General features: G+C 38.1%; 22 protein-coding genes and 1 tRNA gene. 9 read left to right on the top strand and 14 right to left on the bottom strand.

What is annotated here, in order from left to right; translation table 11 throughout:
* Positions 1-18: 18 nt before the first annotated feature.
* Positions 19-447, top strand: coding sequence for an SRPBCC family protein (locus RGQ13_RS13515; protein ID WP_348390271.1), 429 nt, complete (start codon positions 19-21; stop codon positions 445-447).
* Positions 448-450: 3 nt separating this feature from the next.
* Positions 451-804, top strand: a complete 354-nt coding sequence (locus RGQ13_RS13510; RefSeq protein ID WP_348390270.1) for an RnfH family protein — start codon at positions 451-453, stop codon at positions 802-804.
* A 21-nt stretch (positions 805-825) separates the two neighbouring features.
* On the opposite strand, the gene RGQ13_RS13505 is transcribed toward RGQ13_RS13510, so the two are convergent.
* A complete protein-coding gene (locus tag RGQ13_RS13505; protein ID WP_348390269.1) occupies positions 826-1,212 on the bottom strand; it encodes a hypothetical protein in 387 nt (128 codons plus the stop codon).
* Between the two features lie 319 nt (positions 1,213-1,531).
* On the opposite strand from RGQ13_RS13505, the gene RGQ13_RS13500 reads away from it, so the two are divergent.
* A complete protein-coding gene (locus RGQ13_RS13500) occupies positions 1,532-2,158 on the top strand; it encodes a PEP-CTERM sorting domain-containing protein (RefSeq protein ID WP_348390268.1) in 627 nt (208 codons plus the stop codon).
* 153 nt (positions 2,159-2,311) lie between these two features.
* Here the strand turns inward: RGQ13_RS13500 and RGQ13_RS13495 are convergent, their stop codons facing one another.
* From RGQ13_RS13495 to tkt, 6 genes are all read right to left on the bottom strand, one after another.
* On the bottom strand, positions 2,312-3,247 hold the full coding sequence (locus RGQ13_RS13495; RefSeq protein ID WP_348390267.1) for a LysR family transcriptional regulator: 936 nt from the start codon (positions 3,245-3,247) through the stop codon (positions 2,312-2,314).
* A gap of 140 nt (positions 3,248-3,387) precedes the next feature.
* The gene (locus RGQ13_RS13490; RefSeq protein WP_348390266.1) at positions 3,388-4,293 is read right to left on the bottom strand and encodes a DUF481 domain-containing protein; all 906 of its coding nucleotides are present in this window, start codon (positions 4,291-4,293) and stop codon (positions 3,388-3,390) included.
* 169 nt (positions 4,294-4,462) lie between these two features.
* Positions 4,463-5,527 carry a class II fructose-bisphosphate aldolase gene (gene fba, locus RGQ13_RS13485; protein WP_348390265.1) on the bottom strand — a complete coding sequence of 355 codons (1,065 nt, stop codon included), beginning with the start codon at positions 5,525-5,527 and terminating at the stop codon, positions 4,463-4,465.
* Between the two features lie 100 nt (positions 5,528-5,627).
* The gene (locus RGQ13_RS13480; RefSeq protein ID WP_348390264.1) at positions 5,628-6,806 is read right to left on the bottom strand and encodes a phosphoglycerate kinase; all 1,179 of its coding nucleotides are present in this window, start codon (positions 6,804-6,806) and stop codon (positions 5,628-5,630) included.
* A 74-nt stretch (positions 6,807-6,880) separates the two neighbouring features.
* Entirely contained in the window at positions 6,881-7,894 is a 1,014-nt protein-coding gene (gene epd, locus RGQ13_RS13475; protein ID WP_348390263.1) for an erythrose-4-phosphate dehydrogenase, read from the bottom strand.
* Positions 7,895-7,948: 54 nt separating this feature from the next.
* The gene (gene tkt, locus RGQ13_RS13470) at positions 7,949-9,937 is read right to left on the bottom strand and encodes a transketolase (protein ID WP_348390262.1); all 1,989 of its coding nucleotides are present in this window, start codon (positions 9,935-9,937) and stop codon (positions 7,949-7,951) included.
* A gap of 518 nt (positions 9,938-10,455) precedes the next feature.
* Between tkt and RGQ13_RS13465 the strand changes: the two genes are divergently transcribed.
* Complete coding sequence (locus tag RGQ13_RS13465) at positions 10,456-10,599, top strand: hypothetical protein (RefSeq protein ID WP_348390261.1); 144 nt, start codon at positions 10,456-10,458, stop codon at positions 10,597-10,599.
* 230 nt (positions 10,600-10,829) lie between these two features.
* Here RGQ13_RS13465 and RGQ13_RS13460 read toward each other — a convergent pair.
* Positions 10,830-10,906: transfer RNA gene (locus tag RGQ13_RS13460), tRNA-Arg, on the bottom strand.
* 463 nt (positions 10,907-11,369) lie between these two features.
* Between RGQ13_RS13460 and RGQ13_RS13455 the strand changes: the two genes are divergently transcribed.
* The 4 genes from RGQ13_RS13455 (at position 11,370) to RGQ13_RS13440 (ending at position 15,655) form a co-directional block, all read left to right on the top strand.
* Positions 11,370-12,059, top strand: coding sequence for a flagellar hook assembly protein FlgD (locus RGQ13_RS13455; protein ID WP_348390260.1), 690 nt, complete (start codon positions 11,370-11,372; stop codon positions 12,057-12,059).
* Positions 12,060-12,253: 194 nt separating this feature from the next.
* Entirely contained in the window at positions 12,254-13,366 is a 1,113-nt protein-coding gene (locus RGQ13_RS13450) for a sensor histidine kinase (RefSeq protein WP_348390259.1), read from the top strand.
* 40 nt (positions 13,367-13,406) lie between these two features.
* The gene (locus RGQ13_RS13445) at positions 13,407-14,738 is read left to right on the top strand and encodes a sigma-54-dependent transcriptional regulator (RefSeq protein WP_348390258.1); all 1,332 of its coding nucleotides are present in this window, start codon (positions 13,407-13,409) and stop codon (positions 14,736-14,738) included.
* Positions 14,739-14,893: 155 nt separating this feature from the next.
* Positions 14,894-15,655 carry an MlaA family lipoprotein gene (locus tag RGQ13_RS13440; RefSeq protein ID WP_348390257.1) on the top strand — a complete coding sequence of 254 codons (762 nt, stop codon included), beginning with the start codon at positions 14,894-14,896 and terminating at the stop codon, positions 15,653-15,655.
* A 170-nt stretch (positions 15,656-15,825) separates the two neighbouring features.
* Here RGQ13_RS13440 and can read toward each other — a convergent pair whose 3' ends face one another.
* Positions 15,826-16,425 carry a carbonate dehydratase gene (gene can / locus RGQ13_RS13435; protein ID WP_348390256.1) on the bottom strand — a complete coding sequence of 200 codons (600 nt, stop codon included), beginning with the start codon at positions 16,423-16,425 and terminating at the stop codon, positions 15,826-15,828.
* A gap of 133 nt (positions 16,426-16,558) precedes the next feature.
* On the opposite strand from can, the gene ppiC reads away from it, so the two are divergent.
* Positions 16,559-16,837, top strand: coding sequence for a peptidylprolyl isomerase PpiC (gene ppiC / locus RGQ13_RS13430; protein ID WP_348390255.1), 279 nt, complete (start codon positions 16,559-16,561; stop codon positions 16,835-16,837).
* On the opposite strand, the gene RGQ13_RS13425 is transcribed toward ppiC, so the two are convergent.
* From RGQ13_RS13425 to trpD, 5 genes are all read right to left on the bottom strand, one after another.
* Positions 16,834-16,995: a DUF2897 family protein gene (locus RGQ13_RS13425; protein ID WP_348390254.1), complete on the bottom strand. Its 162-nt coding sequence runs from the start codon at positions 16,993-16,995 to the stop codon at positions 16,834-16,836. The two genes, ppiC and RGQ13_RS13425, sit on opposite strands and share 4 nt — an antisense overlap.
* Before the next feature lie 84 nt (positions 16,996-17,079).
* Complete coding sequence (gene trpA, locus RGQ13_RS13420; protein WP_348390253.1) at positions 17,080-17,919, bottom strand: tryptophan synthase subunit alpha; 840 nt, start codon at positions 17,917-17,919, stop codon at positions 17,080-17,082.
* Positions 17,919-19,130 (bottom strand): tryptophan synthase subunit beta, encoded by a 1,212-nt coding sequence (trpB, locus tag RGQ13_RS13415; RefSeq protein ID WP_348390252.1) that lies wholly within the window; start codon positions 19,128-19,130, stop codon positions 17,919-17,921. Before trpB ends, trpA begins: the two co-directional genes overlap by 1 nt.
* 1 nt (position 19,131) lies before the next feature.
* Entirely contained in the window at positions 19,132-20,553 is a 1,422-nt protein-coding gene (gene trpCF, locus RGQ13_RS13410) for a bifunctional indole-3-glycerol-phosphate synthase TrpC/phosphoribosylanthranilate isomerase TrpF (RefSeq protein ID WP_348390251.1), read from the bottom strand.
* Complete coding sequence (gene trpD, locus RGQ13_RS13405; RefSeq protein ID WP_348390250.1) at positions 20,546-21,553, bottom strand: anthranilate phosphoribosyltransferase; 1,008 nt, start codon at positions 21,551-21,553, stop codon at positions 20,546-20,548. The genes trpCF and trpD overlap by 8 nt, the downstream gene beginning before the upstream one ends.

The following is a 21,553-nucleotide window of genomic DNA, read 5'->3' as shown; positions in this document are numbered from 1 at the left end:
TATTAATAGGGGAAGTAAATGCCAGCAGTAAATCGACACGCACTTGTTATGTATAGTGCTGCAGAGATGTACAAATTAATTAATGATGTAGTCTCGTATCCTAAATTTTTGCCCGGGTGTAGCAACTCAAAGCTTGTTTCACATACCGATGATAAAATGACTGCGTCGTTATTAGTGTCAAAGGGGGGCGTACAAAAATGGTTCACCACCGAAAACACGTTAGAACAAAATAAAAAAATTACGATGAATTTAAAAGATGGCCCGTTTAAAAAGTTAACGGGCTATTGGCAACTAACACCGTTAAGCGAAGAAGCGTGTAAAGTTGAACTTGTATTAGATTATGAATTTTCAAACAAACTAATAGAGATGGCTTTTGGCCGTATATTTGATAGTCTAACCAATAATATGGTGTCTGCTTTTACGAATAGAGCAAAAGAGGTTTATTAACAAATGACGATTGAACAAATTGCAATTGAACTGGTTTATGGCCTGCCTAATGAGCAAACATTATTATCTCTACAAATAGATGCACAATCTACCGTAGAACAAGCAATTGTTGAATCAGGTATTTGTCAGCAATATAAAGAGATAGATTTGGCCGTTAACAAAGTTGGTGTTTGGAACCGTGCTGTTAAGCTTGGTCAAATAGTTGAAGATGGTGACCGAATTGAAATATATCGGCCACTAATTGCTGATCCTAAAGAAGTTCGTAAACGTAGAGCTGAAAAAGCAAAAGAAGAGGGCCGTGCTGATATAGTTACCGGAGGTAGGGTTAACCCTCAACGCGCCAAAACCAATGGTTAAACTTTTAAAAGTATAACGAGCTTAAAAAAATAAGTTAGCAAGTCTAGTTGTTCTACATTCTTGCTCAACTTCTTCTGTTTCATTGTCAGCAAACACACTATCTACTACAGCCATAAAATATTGAATTTTATCTTGTGCTCGCATAGCCATCGCAAAAACACTGTTTGATGTTTTTACTGGGTGTGGACTATATGCGGAGAAATTATTTACTACCATTAGTTGCGCTAATGGTTTATTAATTATTGCATCGTAAGCATTAAAGTAATTACCGGTAACAGTAGTTATGTTTACGTGCATATCTTTAGTGAAGTTTGTTTTGCTGTCTTCTATCGCTTGCGCCGACATAGGTAATCCTATACTTATCAATGCTGCTAATAAAAAACTTTTAATGTTGGTATTCGTCTTCATAGTTCTCACCCCTTTGAGCCACATCTGAATTAGAAAGGTAATACGTTTTTGCTAATGTTAACTTATGTTAACGAGATGTTAAAAGCTAGTGCTAATAGATAAAATGCATGATTTATGAGATGAACGGATATATTGGAAATAAATTTCACGGTGTCAGCTATTTTTACACCTTAACCATTATTTAAAGTAAATCGTAAGAATAAATTAAATTCATTTTTACAGTATATTGAAATTATAGAATTTTTTTTTATGATTTATATTCTGGCCTACTAATTGCTTCGTATTAACACGTGCTTTAACTGTAAATGAAGGAATATATATGAAAAAATTATTGAGTGCTGTTTTAGCAAGTGCATTGCTTTTCATGTCAGCACAAGCGAATGCTGTTTTGATTAATCTTCAAGATTTAGCTAGCGAAGGCGCATATACAAATGGTGATGCAGCTTTGACTTTAGATCTTGGTGCTGGGATCACCATAGAAATAACTTCTTCGCATTTTACTTATTTTGATGATCATGATGCCGGCTTAGGTGTTTGTCAAACAGACACAAATCACTGTGGATCTGATGATAATATTGATAATATAGGTGAAATGCTTACATTCACCTTTAAAGTTGATGGTGAAGTTGGTGTCGTTAAAAATAGTTTCTTGGTTAACTTAAACAATAACCATGATGACGGTGATGCTCCAACTACTGTTTTATGGATGGGCTCCGAGCAAGGTGTAAATGTTTCAGGCAACGATGGTTGGTTTTCTGCTGATGGTGGTTATGGAGTTTATAGCATTGCCTATGGTGGTAGAGCTGCTGGGGAGTTTTATGTTGAGTCATTTGAATCTGATGGTATAGTTACACCACAAAGCATTCCTGTTCCAGAGCCAAGTAGTATTTTGTTATTAGCATTTGGTTTAATTGGGCTTGTTGCTATGAGAAAGACATCTAAATAGACTTTTAAATAAATACATTAATTAGCGTTAGATAAAGGCCACGGTTACGTGGTCTTTTTGTGTTTATAGGTATTAACAGGTGATGAATGTAGTGGTCAATAACCCTATAGATACCAACCCACGGTTGAAAATGAATACATTATCTTCAAATAATTAACATTCTTTCGCCGCTTCATCTACTAAATGCCTAAACCAAATATGGCTAGGCTCATGATGAAGTAGGGGTGACCAGATCATTTTTAATTCTATATCAGGAACATCAAATGGTGTATCGAGGATAGTATAGCCAGGATCTTTACTATGTATCATTGCTGCTTTTTTAGGGAGCGTGGCAATAATTTGATCGTCATGAGCTAATTGCATGGCAACATGATAATTACGAGTAAATATCTTTATATCGCGTTGTTTACCTATATTGGCAAGCGCTTCATCGACCCAGCCAAGTTTTTGTACGTCTTTTGGGTTCATCCCTAAACCAACTCCAAAACCTGTTTTAGAAACCCAAACATGTTTACTCGTTAGGTAACTGTTTAAATCAAAGTTTTCTAGTATTGGGTTTGAACTTCGGGTTAAGCAAGAGAATCCATCATTCCATAATACTTTTTGATGAAAAGATTGCGGTAATTGATCAAATAAATTAATCGCCATATCTATTTTGCCATCTTCAACGTCATGAAACGTTACATCGCTTGGTGTCATTATATCGATAGTGATGTTAGGCGCTATCTTATTAATTTTTTCTAAAAGCTTTGGCAGTAGGGTAGATGCAGCATAATCGCTGGCCATTAGCCTAAAAACACGAGTACTACTTAATGGTTCGAAGTCTTCTACCGTTTGTAACGCTTCTTTGGTTTCTAACAATATTTTTCGAATTTTTGGTGCTAAAGAGCTCGCTCTTTCAGTTGCCACCATGCCATCAGAAGTTCTAACAAGAACAGGATCGTTTAATAAGTTTCTAAGACGTTTTAAGCTATTACTCATTGCTGGTTGGGTAATACCTAGGTGATTGGCTGCTCTGGTGACATTCTTTTCGCGCAGTAATACATCAAAAGCGACGAGCAAGTTTAGATCTATTTTTGTAATATTCATGAAATTAATAGCTAGGTAAAAACTATAAATTACATGAATTATTTAGTTTTTACTAGGGAGTAAGGCTTTGATTAATTGAACTGAGTTTTATTTAAAATTTAAAGCCCGAACTCACGGGCTTATTTACGGCTTGGAAAGCTTTAAATACTGTAAACCAAAGTTAATGATGTTTCGGTACGAGTTTTTTCAGTATCATTTTCAACCACACTATTATGATCAACTGTAAAAGCAAATTTTAATGCTAATGATTCAATTAACTTTGTCGTAATTGAGCTTACCGATTGATATTTACTATTTTCGTTTGATGACGTGGCCATCTCTGCTGAAAAACTCTGTTTAAATTCCATAGTTTCAAAGAAACGTCGTTCATAGGTTGCAGCGGCACGAATAATAGTTGCTTTCTCAGTTTTGTTATTATGCTCATCTGTTTCTGCAATTTCATCTACTTTAAAACCTGGCCCCATTTCAGCATCGAAAAAAGCAACTTCTGTTTCGTACCAACGACGACCCCAACCGGCAGCTATTGAGCTTTGGTAATCAAAACCATTAAATCGGTCAGCTTCGTATGAGCCATAACCAAAAAGGTAATTTTTACCACCTTCTTCAAGGGTGTAATTACTTTGTAATGAGGTTCCCCATTTTTGGTCAGTTGTTACATATTCGTCTTTACCCTCATCATTTTCTTCTTCTGATTTACGACCAAAAAAACCCATTTTCCAATTAGAGCGCATTTTGCCCACTTCATGGATTAAATCAGATTTTACAATTCCAATAGCATAGTCGTTATCACCTGTATTGAAAAAAGCACCTACTTCAACAGCGCCGCTAATAGTAGAAGGAGTAATATCACATTCAGGAAAACCGATAAATTCTTCAGGGGGAACTTCATCGGTGAAATGATAACAATCAGGCTTATCTTCTTCATATAAAGAAGCAACAATGGCATCAATTGCTTCAGCGTTACTAGACTGAGTTGATAGTTCATCTTGAGCTAAAACCGAAAAGGTAGCGCCAGTTATTAATGGAAGGAGTAGCAGTTTTTTCATTTTTATAATAAACAGAGCTTTTTAACTCTATTTTTTCTTAAGGTTAATTTTTATTAGCCAGGGCATTATAACGAAGTTAACAAATCAGACCAGTGATTTTCAATAGAAATGGCAATAAAAAAAGGACCTTCAGGTCCTTTTTAATAAAATAAACAGTTAACTATCTGATTTATTTAATTAATGCGTTTAACTCGCCGCTAATGTATCTGTCGTACATAGCGTCTAAAGAGATACATTTAATTTTACTTGCATGGCCAGCAGTGTTAAAAGCTTCATAACGGGCTTTAACAATATCGTACATAGCATCTGTAGTTGTTTGTAAAAATTTACGAGGGTCAAATTCAGATGGGTTGTGCGCTAAGAAGCGACGAACTGCACCTGTAGAAGCAAGACGTAAATCAGTATCGATGTTTACTTTGCGAACGCCGTTTTTAATGCCTTCTTGAATTTGCTCAACTGGCACACCGTAAGTTTCAGGAATGTTGCCACCATATTCGTTAATTACTGCTAACCATTCTTGTGGCACTGATGAAGAGCCATGCATTACTAAGTGAGTGTTAGGAATACGAGCGTGGATAGCTTTAATGCGATCAATGGATAATATGTCACTTGTTGGTGGACGCGTAAACTTGTATGCGCCGTGTGAAGTACCACAAGCAATAGCTAATGCATCAACTTGTGTTTTGTTCACAAAATCAGCAGCTTCTTCTGGATCGGTAAGCATTTGATCGGCAGTTAGAATGCCTTCAGCACCAATACCGTCTTCTTCACCCGCCATACCTGTTTCTAATGAACCCAAACAACCAAGTTCACCTTCAACACTAACGCCACACGCATGAGCCATTTCAACAGTTCTGCGAGTTACGTCTACGTTATATTCATAAGATGAAGGGGTTTTACCGTCTTCGCCTAACGAGCCATCCATCATTACTGATGAAAAACCAAGTTGAATTGAACGCTGACATACTGCCGGAGATGTACCATGATCTTGGTGCATAACTACAGGAATTTCTGGAAACTCTTCAGTCGCGGCTAAAATTAAATGACGTAAGAAAGGCGCACCAGCATATTTGCGAGCACCAGCTGACGCTTGTAAAATTACCGGGCTGTCAGTATCGCGAGCGGCAAGCATAATTGCACGTACTTGCTCAAGATTATTTACGTTAAACGCAGGAATACCATAGTCAAACTCTGCTGCATGGTCCAGCATTTGACGCATAGAAATTAAAGCCATTACCAACACTCCTTTTGTGTGTGATATAAGCGGTTAAAACCACTTTTAGTATAGATTAAAGTTATAAAAAATATATTTTAATTAGCTTATTTAATTAAGCCTATTGAGCTGCGCGTTCTTCTAAAATGGCAACTGCAGGTAATTTCTTACCTTCTAAAAATTCTAAGAAAGCACCGCCACCTGTAGAGATGTAAGATACTTTATCGGCAATATCGTATTTATCTACTGCGGCTAATGTGTCACCACCACCGGCAATAGAGAAGGCACTTGAATTAGCAATTGCTTGAGCGATTGCTTTAGTACCTTCGCCAAACTGATCAAACTCAAAAACACCTACTGGACCATTCCAAACAATAGTGCCGGCATTTTCAATGATTTTTGCTAACGCTTTTGCCGAGTCTGGGCCAATATCAAAAATCATTTCATCATCAGCAACGTCGCTAACTGCTTTTAATGTAGCTACTGCGCTTTCAGCAAATTCTTTAGCAACAACAACGTCTGTTGGTACAGGAATGTCGCCATTATTTGCTTTTGCATTGGCTGTTAAGCTATTTGCTTGATCAATTAAGTCGGCTTCATATAATGATTTACCAACTTGATGGCCATGTGCTGCAATGAACGTATTGGCAATGCCGCCACCAACTACTAATTGGTCTACTACGGTTGCAAGCGACTCTAACACTGTAAGTTTAGTCGAAACTTTTGAACCACCAACAATTGCCACTAATGGGCGAGCAGGGTTATCTAATGCTTTACCTAATGCTTCTAATTCACCAGCAAGTAAAGGACCTGCGCATGCAACAGGAGCAAACTTGGCAACTCCGTGCGTACTTGCTTGGGCACGGTGAGCTGTACCAAACGCGTCCATTACATAAACATCACAAAGGGCAGCAAGTTTCTGTGATAACTCATCACAGTTTTTCTTTTCGCCTTTATTAAAACGAATATTTTCAAAAATTACTAATTCACCAGCCGCAACTTCTACACCGTCGAGGTATTCACTAACTAACTTTACTGGTTGAGCAAGCGCTTTTGTTAAATAATCAGCAACAACTTGCATTGAAAACTCACTGTTAAACTCACCTTCTGTTGGTCGACCTAAATGTGACATTACCATCACTTTTGCACCAGCTTGGAGTGCTAGTTTTAACGTAGGAAGGGCAGCTCTTAAACGAGCATCAGAAGTGATTTTACCGTCTTTTACCGGTACGTTTAAATCTTCGCGAATTAATACTCGTTTATTAGCAAGTTCAAGATCAGTCATTTTAATGACAGACATAGTAAGTCTCCGTTGAATAATGTGTAATCGTTAAATTTTTTAAAATAATGTTCATCTGCTGTACTTGATACATGTTACGGCGCCTGATGCATGCTTAACGCTGTGTCTAACATACGATTAGAAAATCCCCACTCGTTGTCACACCAAACTAATAGTTTTACTAAGCGCTTATGGCTTACCCGTGTTGAATTACCATCAACAATTGACGAATGCGGGTCGTGATTAAAATCACTTGAAACCAAAGGCTCTGTGGTAAAGCCTAATATTCCGGCCAAATTGCCTTGCTGACCATTTATAATAGCGTCGTTTACTGCGCTAATATCAACGTCACTATCTAAGGTTACGCTTAAATCCATAGCAGTAACATTTATTGTTGGTACACGTACGGCGATCGCTTCAAATCGACCTGAAAATTTTGGCAATATTCGTTCAATGCCAGCAGATAGTTTAGTATCTACAGGAATTATCGACTGACTCGCAGCTCGTGACAACCGTAAATCATCATGATAGGCATCTATTACTTGTTGATCATGCATAGAAGAGTGAATAGTTGTTATGGTGCCACTTTCTACGCCGAAAGCCTGATCTAGTACTTGAATAACCGGTACAATGCAGTTTGTTGTACAAGAGCCATTAGAAACAACCACATCTGCAGACGTTAATTGCTCATGGTTAATCCCATAAATAATTGTTTTATCCACGTCAGTTAATGCGGGTTGTGAATACAGAACTTGTTTAGCACCTTGTTTGATATGCTTTAGGGCATGCTCTTTACTGTGATAAATACCGGTGCAATCTAAAACAATGTCTACGCCTAGCTCTTGCCAAGGTAAATCTTCAATATCTTTTTGATGAAATAATGAAATTTCATCACCAGCCACGTTTAATTGGTTATTCTCATAACTTACAGAATAAGCAAAGCGACCATGATTGGTATCATATTTTAATAAATGGGCAATCCCTTCGGGTTTTGCCAATTCATTAATCGCAACTATTTGAAACTGATCATTACGACCGGTTTCATAAAGCGCTCTTAAAATACTCCGACCGATGCGGCCAAAACCATTTATTGCTATTTTTATTGTCATGATAATTAAATGTAAATATTAAAAAGGCCGATCATATTAACGGCCTTCTAATAATTATCCTAATAACTCTTTTGCAGTGTTAATTACGTTTTCTACGGTGAAACCAAATAATTCAAATAATTCGTTTGCTGGCGCTGACTCACCGAAAGTCTTCATACCAATAATACGGCCATCAAAACCAACATATTTATGCCAAAAATCTTCAATGCCAGCTTCTATTGCAATACGTGCTCTAACATCATTCGGTAATACCGATTGACGATATGCTTCATCTTGAGCTTCAAACGCATCAGTACAAGGTATAGATACCACGCGAATTTTCTTATCCGATAACTCTCTACTTGCAGCCATAGCTAGTTCAACTTCAGAGCCTGTGGCAATTAATATTAAATCTGGTGTACCGACACAATCTTTTAAAATGTAACCACCACGGGCAATATTCGATAATTGTTCAGCCGAACGCTCTTGTTGCTGCAAATTTTGACGAGTAAAAGTCAATGTTGTTGGGCCATCTACACGTTCAATTGCCATCTTCCAAGCAACTGCAGATTCAACCGCATCACATGGACGCCAGTTGTATAGGTTTGGCGTCATACGTAAGCTGGCAATTTGCTCAACCGGCTGATGGGTAGGGCCGTCTTCACCTAAGCCAATAGAGTCATGAGTATAAACAAAGATACTGCGTTGTTTCATTAAAGCGGCCATACGAACAGCGTTACGTGCATATTCAACAAACATTAAGAATGTAGCGCCGTAAGGAATAAAGCTACCATGTAAAGCAATGCCGTTCATAATGGCAGACATACCAAATTCACGTACACCGTAAAACAAGTAATTACCACTTGCATCATCTGCTTCAATGCCTTTTGAACCAGACCATAACGTAAGGTTTGAACCAGCTAAATCAGCAGAGCCACCAATAAATTCAGGTAAAATTGGACCATAGCTATTTAAACAGTTTTGGCTCGCTTTACGGGTTGCCACATTTGCCGGGTTATTTTGTAAGTCTTGAATATAGTTGTTGGTATATTCTTGCCAATTTTCTGGCAATTGGCCTGATGACCTGCGGTCAAACTCAGCAGCTAGTTCAGGGTGGGCAGCTTTATAACCGGCAAATAATTCATGCCAGGCAGCTTCCGCGTTTGCCCCTTTTTCTTGACCATTCCATGCATCATTAATGTCTTGCGGAATAACAAATGGAGCGTGCTCCCAGTTTAAGAATTCACGTGACGCTTTAATTTCGTCATCGCCTAATGGGGCACCGTGACAATCGTGACTACCGCTCTTATTAGGAGAGCCATAACCAATAATAGTTTTACAGCAAATTAGCGTTGGTTTGTTTGATTCAGCTTTTGCTTGAACAATTGCAGCCAAAATTTCTTCCGGGTTATGACCATCTACAGACAGTACTTGCCAGCCGTATGCATTAAATCGTGCAGGGGTATCGTCTGAGAACCAACCTTCAACTTCACCATCAATTGAAATGCCGTTGTCATCCCAAAAAGCAATAAGTTTGCCTAAACCTAAAGTACCCGCTAATGAACACGCTTCATGCGAGATACCTTCCATTAAACAACCGTCACCCATAAAGGTATAAGTGTGATGGTCAACAATTTCAAAATTATCTTGGTTGAATTGTGCAGCTAAGGTTTTTTCTGCAATTGCAAAACCTACAGCGTTGGTAATACCTTGGCCTAATGGGCCAGTAGTTGTTTCAACACCAGGTGTGTAACCGTACTCTGGGTGACCAGGCGTTTTAGAATGTAATTGACGGAAGTCTTTCAAATCATCAATTGAAACATCATAACCAGTTAAGTGAAGTAATGAGTAAATAAGCATCGAGCCATGGCCGTTAGACAAAATGAAACGGTCACGATCAACCCAGTTAGGATTGTTAGGGTTGTGCTTAAGGTGATCACACCATAAAGCTTGTGCTATATCTGCCATACCCATAGGGGCACCAGGGTGTCCAGATTTTGCTTTTTGGACAGCATCCATACTTAAAACTCGAATTGCATTGGCCTGATCTTGACGCGATGGCATAAGTGCTCCACTTAAATAAAATTTTAGGTTAAAAAAACACGCGTATTTTCGCTTACACAGCGCTTTGGTGCAATCAAAAATAGGGCTTTTTTCGATAAAGTTTACTATTGAAGCTATAGAACAAAAAAAATCGTTTTATTAAGTTATTTATTTTTAGTTAAAAAAAAGTGATAAATCAGTTGGTTAAGCCATTTTTAAATAGTGAGAAATGAGTTTGTATTCCTTATGAAAACTTACACTGTTACTTTTATTTATAATCTTTGATTGATTAACTGTTTATTGAATTAAAGTACAATAAAAATTCATATCAAAAAATATTCCTAAAATGAATTGATTGGCAGGTTAAGTGTATGGCTCTGTTTTTAAAGGTATTTATTTTGTAGTTGTAAGTTTTTAGTAAAATTATTGAAAAGTTATGTAAATATTTATGTAAAAATTTCTTGTATGAGCTGATTAAAACATATACATTATTTTTCGTTAAACAATAATAATAACAAATAACATTCAGGGCTGAAGTCATGAACAAATCGTCTTTGAGGGAGGTAAAACTTAGTACTGTATTTATTGCGGTGTTAGTTTTAGGTATTTCAGCTGGTTTTTCCAGTTCAAATGCCGCTCAAGACACGGAAGTTAGTGAAATTATAATCGAAGAAAAACAATAAAATAATTATTGCTAGCTTCTTTAAAAACCTCGCCATGCGAGGTTTTTTTTTACTTCAAGGATGATGGAATGCAAATTGCCATGGATGGCTTTAAATTTGTACTTCAAGGATGATGGAATGCAAATTGCTTTGGACCACTCCATCACATCCTGTGATCGTGGCATACGCAACTTCCATGTTGAAAAAGGCTTTTAAATTTGTACTTCAAGGGGACAACAGATTTTTGAAAGTGGCGTCCCTGAGACGATTCGAACGTCCGACCTAGCGCTTAGGAGGCGCTTGCTCTATCCAGCTGAGCTACAGAGACACTTTTTGTAATAATATACCCTTTCAAAATACATCATCTATTAAATGCCTGTAAATAGCTAAGTGACAATAATCGGCAATTTTTGTAACAAATTCACAAATTTAAGCGGCAATGCTATGCCGCTCACATGTTTTTAGTACAAAAAAATGAGCAGTGAGTTTTCTGGTACCATTTTCATATTGCTTACTGGCAAAATTTATATTTAATAAATATGCAAAAAAGTTGGTTGAAAACCATTATGTAAACATTTTTGATCAAAAACTATGCAGTTGATTTTGTTTTATTTTATATTTAAAGAAAATGCTGTTTAATGGCATAATTCTTGTATGGTATTTACTATACGTTTGCTAACTATTTAGCTTTGTGCCATTGTCGGAGAATAGTTAGCAGGTTATGTTTCTTAAACTCAGTATTGAGACAAATAATAATTGTCATACTCAAATGACGAGCTTGGGACTTTTTAGTGGAAGATAAACAAAGTGATCATATGGCAGGAAGCCAGCATTTGTTGAATAAAAGTCAGCAGAGTGACTCCGTAGCTAAACAGGCTACTATAGAGTTGCAGGACTTCTTCGCCAATATTATCCCCGAGCCTATCGATACGTCAGTCAAACATGACATGGATACTGATGAAGTATTTTCTCAATTGCTGGCTTCATCAATCAGTCAAAGCATTGATGAGTATAACGATAAACTTCATAGCAACCCACAAATCAACTCTTCAAGTAAAGCCTTACAAGCTAGCTCTCTTATTGGGCGCAGCGTTCTCGTTGAAGACGGTCATTTCTATATTGAACATGGTGAATTCGCCACTGGACGTTTACTAATAAATTCGAAAGCTCATCATGTTTTTGTTTATGTTGAAAACGAAAATGACGACATAGTGCGTATTATTCCATTAGGTGATGGGCTAGTTGGTGACGTGAGTTTTACATGGAACGGCATTACTCGTACAGGCTCTGTTGCCCCTGAAGGGGAATATCGTTTTATTGTCTCTTGTATAAGTAAAGGTAAGGTTGTAGAGCTTAAAGCTATGACATACAACAAAATTATCCGTGTTACCTTTGACCACACTAATGATGATGTTTGGCTGTATTTTGAGAATGATCAAACGATGAATCTTGCTGATGTGGTGGAAATATTAAAAGACTAAAATGCGGGTTAATTTATTGTTAGCCCAGATGTAAAAATTAAAGCTGTTGCTAGTTAGAAAATTACCCTATGATGGGATTAGCTAAGTTAGCGCAGGGTTTATAAAGCATACAAAGATTGAGTGAAAAAACTTAAAATCATAAGGAATGCTTTTTTCAAAAGTTTAAATACTTAGTTAAGTTGGAGAGGTAGAATATGAGCTTGACTCGTGGGGATAATAACAACGAATCCACATTGTCGACAGTCTCAGAGCAAACAGAGAAGAGGTTACTCACGGAAGCATTTTCGGGAGAACTTGATTTATTGCGTTTGCAATCTAACCAATTAAATCAGTTATTTGATGTAATGCCGGCTGGCGTGGTTATTATTGATGGTGACGGGATTGTGGTTAAAGCTAACAATGTTGCCGGCAGTTTATTAGGCGTCGATTTACTTAAAAAGTCCTGGATTGAAATAATAAAAGTCGCTTTTAAACCAAGAGCCGATGATGGTCATGAAGTGTCATTAAATGATGGCCGTCGGGTAAAACTCGATATTTCTTCTTTTGGCTCGCAAGCTGGCCAACTTATATTAATTACCGATTTAACCGAAACTCGCTTACTGCAAGATAAGTTAAGCCAAATGCAACGTTTGTCTGCATTAGGTCGTATGGTTTCTACTCTCGCACATCAAATTCGCACACCTCTGTCGGCAGCAATGCTTTATTGCTCTAACTTAAGTTCAAAAGCACTGTCCAGCGAAAAACGTCAAACTTTTCAAGATAAATTAACATCAAGATTGCAAGACTTGGAGCAGCAAGTAAATGATATGCTGTTATTTGCCAAAAGTGGCGGTAAACAAGTGGTTGCAGTTATTACCATTAAATCATTGTTAGATGATGCTATTGCTGGCGTAGAAGCTCAAATTGATGAAGTGCATGCAGATTTAATTTTAACCATTGAAGATGAAAGTCTGCAAATTATTGCTAATAAAAATGCGCTTGAAGGCGCAATACAAAATTTAATCCATAACTCATTACAAGTTATACAAAGCAATGCCATTATAAAAGTTCGTGCTTACCAACAAGATAGCTTTCTGCATATTCATGTGCAAGATAATGGTAGTGGTATTGATGAATCCGAAGCTGAAAAAATATTTGAACCGTTTTATACTTCTAAAGTGCAAGGCACCGGTTTAGGGTTGGCGGTAGTGAAATCTGTTGCTAAAGCCCACCATGGTGATGCATCATTAGTGAGTAAAACAGGTGAAGGCGCAGATTTTTGTATTAAACTGCCGCTGTTCAATACCGAAAAAGATGAAACTGAATAGCTACTAAACATAGATAATAACAAAAAATAAAGAGGCAGTAATGACCAGTAAAGTGGTCCTAGTCGTTGAAGATGATCCCGGTTTACGCGAAGCCGTAGTTGATACCTTACACCTTTCAGAGTTTGACTGCATTGAAGCAGACTCTGGCGAGGCCGCATTGGTTCAATTGAAACAACATAAAGTAGATATTGTTGTTTCAGATGTACAAATGGGGGGCATGAGTGGTCTAACCCTATTGAAAAATATTAAAACCGGCTGGCCAAATATGCCGGTGTTGATCATGACTGCGTACGCAACTATTGATGATGCTGTGCAAGCTATGAAAGATGGCGCTTGTAATTACATTGCCAAACCATTTGCGCCAGAAGTGTTGATTAATATGATCAGCCAATACTTGCCGATTGAAAAAGTAGTCAGCTCTCGTCCAATTGCCGTTGATAAACAAAGCCTCCAATTACTAAACTTAGCTGAAAAAGTTGCAAGTACAGACGCTTCAGTAATGATCTTGGGCCCGAGCGGCTCAGGTAAAGAGGTACTCTCTAAATTTATTCATAACCACTCGAAACGAGCTGATAATAGTTTTGTCGCGATTAATTGTGCTGCCATTCCTGAAAACATGCTTGAAGCAACTTTATTTGGCTATGAAAAGGGCGCTTTTACCGGTGCTGTTAATGCTTGTCCAGGTAAGTTCGAGCAAGCCCAAGGTGGAACCATTTTACTGGATGAAATTACTGAAATGGATTTAGGCTTACAAGCCAAAATTTTGCGTGTTATTCAAGAACGTGAAGTAGAGCGTTTAGGCTCAAGAAAAGTAATTAACTTAGATGTACGGGTACTGGCAACCAGCAACCGAGATTTAAAAAAAGCGGTAAGCGAAGGTGTTTTTCGTGAAGATTTGTTTTATCGCTTAAATGTTTTTCCTTTAACTTGGCTGCCTTTAGCGAAAAGAGCAGATGATATTTTACCGTTAGCTGATCATATTATCGACCAGTTCAGTAATAATGAAAATGTAAGTTTAACTGCAGCGGCTGAAATTAAACTGGCTACCCATCAATGGCCTGGTAACGTTAGAGAATTAGAAAACGTGATCCAACGTGCTCTGATCATGAAAACAGGGGCTGAAATTGATAGCGAAGATTTACTTATTGAAGACTTTGTTGAGCAAAAAAGTGAAGCTATTTTCGAATCTACAGTAGAAGAAGAGAATCTTGAGAGTGAGTTAAAGCAGCAAGAATTTCAAATTATTTTAGATGCACTTCGAGCATGTAATGGATCTCGCAAAGAAGTTGCAGAGCGCTTAGGTATAAGTGCAAGAACATTACGTTATAAGTTGGCTAAAATGCGAGAAAGTGGCATTGAATTACCTGTTTGAAATAAAAAGTTACATTGAAACGTGTAATTAATGGGTGGCAGATACTATTTCTCAGTTTATAATGCTACATATTACTAACACAAAAATAATTAACTTTAACCACTGGCATTATTAGCACTCCTAATAAAGTGCTTTAACAAGGGAACGTTCGATTTATGCATTTCAAACCTTGGTTTGCTAATATTTTCATCATTTTATCTTTATTAATATTACCTGCTTGTTCAACAACGAACGAACAGGGCGATAGTTATTCTGATCCTCGCGATCCCCTCGAATCTATTAACCGACCAATATGGACCTTCAATTGGGACTATGCTGATAAATATGTTTTTAAACCGGTATCTACTGCTTATGTAGATTGGGTGCCATCGCCAATTCGTTCTGGCGTGTACAATGCAGCTCTTAACCTCAATGAACCCTTCACGGTAATAAACAACCTGCTACAACTTAAGTTTCAGCGAGCAGGTAAAGCGACTGGTCGTTTTGTTTTAAACTCTACAGTTGGTTTATTAGGTTGGTTTGATATTGCCAAGCATGCTGGCTTATTACGTGAAGAAGAAGAATTTGGTGAAGTATTAGGCACATATGGTGTAGGTGATGGACCTTATTTAATGTTACCCGTGCTAGGTCCAAGCTCAGTAAGGGATGAAGTAGGCGATTTGGTTGATGGCTATTATTGGCCATTAGCAATTATTGATTTTTGGCCAAATGTGGCACGTAAATTGGTAATAGCCTTAGAAACTCGAGGACAACTTGCCGAGCAAGAGGCATTATTAAACGACTCGTTAGATGCATATGAATTTGTTAAAAACGCTTACTTCCAAAATATCAATTATCGTTTACATGATGGCAATCCACCTATTGTGATTGATCAAGATGAAGAAGATGAACTCGACGACTTACTCGAAGAATTTTAACTATGGATACGGCACTTCGTGCCTTCGAATACGTTACTTCGTAACTTCGAATAAGTACCTACGGTACTCCGAATACACTACGCTTCGATAACTGCTTCGTTATTCAAAGTGAAACGTATTCGGAATGAAATGTATTCGGAGTGAAACGTATTCGAAGTGAAACGTATTTATTAGATATTTGAATCAACGCTAACGTTTAAATCTTTCAAAATTCCATCTTTCAAATTATAAACAAATCCATGCACGGTAATGTCCTGTTCATTATTCCAAGCATCAATCAAAGTTGTAGTTTTCGAAACGTTTCCTACTTGTTCAACCACGTTTAATTCACATAAACGGTTGGTTAACGCTTCGCCGGTTAATTGCTCTAACTCTTCTTTATGGAAACGGTAAACATCGCTGATGTGACGTAACCAGTTATCAATTAAGCCATGTTGATGATTATCTAATGACGCGGCAACACCGCCACAACCGTAGTGACCACAAACAATAATATGCTTTATTTTTAATACTTCTACCGCAAATTGAATAACCGACAAACAGTTTAAGTCGGTATGGATCACTTGATTGGCAATATTACGGTGAACAAAGACTTCACCAGGTAACATACCTAAGAGATCATTGGCCGGTACCCTTGAGTCAGAGCAGCCGATCCATAAATACTCTGGAGACTGTTGCTTTGATAGCTTGTCGAAAAAATCAGGCTGTTCTTTACGAATTTTTTCAGCCCAATCTTTATTATTTTTAAATAAATGTGATAAAGATGCCATAATTTCTCTAAATTAATTATTATTGATCATATTGTCTGAAAATCCTTGGATCTTGTAAAGCTGTTTTCTTTCATTAGATATGCCAATTTCATCCACTATGCTAAAATCGGTTTTATTTAATCGAGAATTATTCATGGCCAGAGCAGCACATGCCCTTCATATATTGGTGAAACATAAAGAACAAGCCGAAGATATATTGAAGCAGTTAAAAAAAGGCGCAAAATTTCAAACCCTTGCTAAAAAGCATTCAAGTTGTCCGTCAGGTAAAAAAGGTGGTGATTTAGGGGAGTTCAAAAAAGGTCAAATGGTAGCGCAGTTTGATAAGTTTGTGTTTAGTGGAGAAATTTTAACACCAACAATAGTTAAAACTCGCTTTGGTTATCATATTATAAAAACGCTTTATCGTACCTAATCTTTGTTTTCATCTTCCTCATCAAGTTGGCTATTGCGTTGTTTAATCTTGTCGAGCTGTTCCTTGGTTAAGTTAAATTTTTTAGCGCTTTTATAAATAAAATATATACCGCTGATAATGAACATTAATACAGCAAAGGTGATCAACCAAAATGTCATTCAAACATCGTCCTATAAAAAGTAAGTGATTAAAATTAAAAAGGAGCGCTAATTATAAGTGCGCTCCTTTTTTTAGTGGTTTTGCTAAGTAGCAGCCTTCATATCTCGAACAAATGTTGCTAAATCTACCAACATTTGTTTTTCGTCAGTTAAATTGTTTTCAATAATTTTAACTACGGCACTGCCGCTAATGGCCCCTTTAGCACCATTTGCTAACGCTTCTTTTACATGCTCCGGTGTTGATATTCCAAAGCCTAATACTGGTGCAGGCGCATTGTATTGGGTTAAGGTATCGATTAATTCTTTACCTGGCATATTTGCTACTACCTCAGTACCGGTAACACCAGCACGGCTTAATACATACGTGTAACCTTCACCTAATGATGAAACTTTTTGCAATGTAGCTGCGCTTGCGTTTGGTGGAGCGATAAAAATAGGGGCTACGTTATTTGCTAATGCAGCATTTCTAAATTGCTCACTTTCTCTGATCGGCACGTCGGCAATTAATACTGAGTCTACGCCGGCGGCGCTCATATCGCGGTAAAACTTATCTACGCCACGAGCAAACACCAAATTAGCGTAAAGCAATAATCCAATTGGAATATCGGCATTATAGGCTCGTACTTTTTTCAATATTTCAATACAGGTATCAGTATTAATGTTCGCATCTAAAGCACGCTTTGCCGCAAATTGAATGGTTAAACCATCGGCACTAGGATCAGAGAAAGGAATACCTAACTCAAGGGCATCGGCGCCATTATCTATAAGGGTTTTAATTATTTCAAATGATTGCTCAGCATGGGGGTCACCTATCATTACAAATGGGATGAAAGCACCTTGTTGTTTTTTTGCTAATCCATCAAAACTTTGCTGATAACGAGCACCTGCTTGTGTTGTTACTGTTGTACTGCTTACTTGGCTCATTATTTGTTCTCCCGGTAATTTTCACCGTTTAAAATACTGTTCACATGGGTTAAGTCTTTGTCTCCGCGACCAGATAAATTCACCAAAATAACTGTTTCTGTAGTTGCCGCATCGGCAATTTTTAGTGCATGTGCTAGTGCATGTGATGACTCAAGCGCTGGAATTATGCCTTCAGTACGCGACAACAGTTGAAATGCATCCAAGGCTTCATCGTCATTAATCGGTACGTAAGTCGCACGGCCAATTTCTTTTAACAAAGAATGTTGTGGGCCTACTCCAGGATAGTCTAAGCCAGCTGATACTGAATATGACTCTTCAATTTGGCCATATTCATCTTGCATTATGTAGGTATAGGCACCGTGTAGCATGCCTTTAGAACCAGCAACTAACGTAGCACCATGTTGCGGTGTATCTATGCCTTTACCACCAGCTTCAACGCCAACTAACTTCACGCTTTCTTCATCAATAAAGTCATGGAACATACCAATGGCATTTGAACCACCACCAACACAAGCAACTACATAATCGGGTAAGCTACCTTGCTCTTCTAATATCTGTGCTTTGGCTTCTATGCCGATCATTTTTTGAAATTCACGCACCATAGTTGGGAATGGGTGAGGTCCTGCGGCAGTACCCAATAAGTAATGGGCATTATCGTAATTAGCAGACCAATCACGCAAGGCTTCATTTACTGCATCTTTTAATGTGCCAGAGCCAGCGGTAACTGGAATAACCTCTGCGCCCATCAGTTCCATTCTAAATACATTAGGTTGTTGTCTATCACAGTCAACTTTACCCATATAAACGCGGCACTTTAAGCCTAATAAAGAACAGGCAATCGCCGTTGCTACGCCATGTTGGCCAGCACCGGTTTCAGCGATAATTTCAGTTTTACCCATTTTTTTAGCAAGTAAGGCTTGGCCTAATACTTGGTTAGTTTTATGGGCGCCGCCATGGAGAAGGTCTTCACGTTTTAGATAAATTTTTGCTAATGGGTTTTTCACTATGTTTCTGCACAGTGTGAGTGGAGTAGGGCGACCGGCAAATGAGGTTAATAGCTTATTGAATTCGGCTTGAAATTCGGCATCAGTTTGTGAATCAACAAAAGCAGTTTCTAATTGTTCTAAGGCTGGTACTAGTAATTCGCTGACATACATGCCACCAAATTCACCAAAATAAGGGCTTATGTTTTTTAATATTGGATCAGTCATATTAGTAATCTCTGATAAGCGCAAAGGCTTGTTTAATTTTGTTATGATCTTTAATACCTGGAGCAGATTCTACGCCAGAATTTATATCAAGACCTGATAAATCTAATTCGTTACACACACGTTGTGCACTAGCAATGTTGTTAAGTGTTAGGCCGCCAGCAAGCATGGTATTGCTAAAATCTTGCGCGCTTTCCTCTAACAATTGCCAATCAAAAACCTCACCGCTGCCGCCTTGTTTGGCATCAAGTAAATACCTGTCGGCACTTTGAGTAAACTCTGGCAAACCATCAACCACAGATATAGCTTTTACCACGTCGCAGCCGTTAGGCAAACGCAGCTTTAATTGCTCAATGTAAGCCGCACTTTCTTTACCATGCAATTGCACGGCAGATAAATTCAAATGATTGGCAAATTCGCTAACATCATCAATGCTTTGATCTTTAAATACGCCAACAAACTTTATGCTAGGCCCTGATGATTCAAGTAATTCATCTTGAATACGTCTTGCTTGCTCAAAGCTAACAAAGCGAGGAGATTGTTCGGTAAATATTAATCCTGCGTATGCTGCACCGGCAGCCGTTACTGCACTAATATCAGCGACCGAGGTTAAGCCACAGACTTTGTTATTGCCATATATTAACTCTCTACAGGCTAGGTCAATATCGTCTTGAGCCATAACCGAACTGCCCACTAAAAAGCCATTTACTGCCGGAGCTAATTCTCGTACTTGTTTATTGGAATAAATACCCGACTCAGAAATAATTAATCTGTCATCTGGGATCATTGGCGCAAGTTCAAAAGTACGCGTTAAGTCGGTAGACAGATCGCGTAAATTACGATTGTTAATACCTATCAGTTTTGCACCTAAGGCAATAGCACGCTCAGTTTCTTCAATATTTGACACTTCGGTTAAAATTGCCATATTGTATCTGTTGGCAACCTTGCTCAGTGCTTCATACTCTTCATCATTTAATACGCTTAGCATTAATAAAATTGCATCAGCGCCATATAAACGCCCTAAATGTATTTGGTATTCATCAATGAAAAAGTCTTTATTTAATACCGGGCAATCAACACTGTCACTAACCAGTTTTAAATAGTCATGTTTACCTTGAAAGTACTTCATGTCGGTTAATACTGATATTGCCGCTGCATAGTTATTATAAATGCCGGCAATTTCTTCAACATCAAAATCTGGTCGAATTAAGCCTTTTGAAGGTGAAGCTTTTTTACACTCTAATATAAAGCCGGCGTTTTCAGCGCTTAAAGCTTTGTACATATCTTTAGTAGTAGGTACTAACTTATCAATGAAACTTGCTAGCGGGCGATCTTGCTTTAATTTTGCAACTTCAATACGCTTATCAATAACAATTTTTTCTAATATATTGCTCTTACGAACATTAGTTTCAGGAGCACTAGCCATTACTTACCTCTGCCATAGTGTTTAAAGTACTGGCTGCTTTTCCAGATTTTAATACTTGTTGTACGATATTGGTCGCGCTGCTTAAGTTACGTGCTTGACCCGTTAAGTATAGCAATGCTGCGGTATTTATCGTAACTGCATCAATATGGGCTTGCTCGCCTTTGCCTTCTAATATAGCCATAGTGTAAGCCGCATTTTCTTCAGGTAACCCGCCTTTAATACTTTCTAAGCTGTGTGTAGTTAAACCGAAATCACTCGGCTGTACTTCTTTTTCAGTAAGAGTGTCGCCGTTAATTTCAATAACTTGTGTTGAGCCATGAATTGCGACTTCATCTAAACCACTACCATGTACCACCCAAGCACGCTCTACGCCGGTTAATTGTAACGCTTTAGCCATTGGCATAAGAAGCTCTGGTGTGTATACCCCAAGTAACATTACTTTTGGCGAAGCAGGGTTAACTAAGGGGCCGAGTATATTGAATAAGGTGCGCACTCCCATTGCAGCCCTTACTGGCCCCGCATGTTTAAAACCACTGTGATAATTAGGGGCGAAGAGAAAACAAACCCCGCATTGTTCTATAGATTGCTTGGCTGTTTCAGGCGACATCATTAAATTGATCCCAAACGCTTCGAGCAAATCGGCTGAGCCAGACATACTCGACACACTGCGGTTACCGTGTTTGGCAACTTTTAATCCACATGCCGCAGCAACTATAGCCGCCGTGGTTGAAATGTTAATCGTGCTATGGCCATCCCCACCTGTGCCAACACAATCCACTAATGGGTAAGGTAGTTTAGGAAACGGTTTTGCAGCCGCTCTAATTGCCACGGCTGCGCCGGCTATTTCGTTGGGTGTTTCACCTTTAATCTTTAGCGCGGTTAATACACTGGCCATTAATGCCGGTTCAATCTCACCTTGTACTACTTTGCTAAAAAACTCTTCAGCTTGCTCTTGGCGTAAATCTTCACCGTTAATAAGTTGTTCTAACAAAAGACTCAT

Source organism: Thalassotalea psychrophila (assembly GCF_031583595.1).
Lineage (GTDB): Bacteria > Pseudomonadota > Gammaproteobacteria > Enterobacterales > Alteromonadaceae > Thalassotalea_A > Thalassotalea_A psychrophila.
The sequence above is the reverse complement of the archived record's forward strand: the minus strand, read 5'-3'. Positions and strand labels throughout refer to the sequence as shown.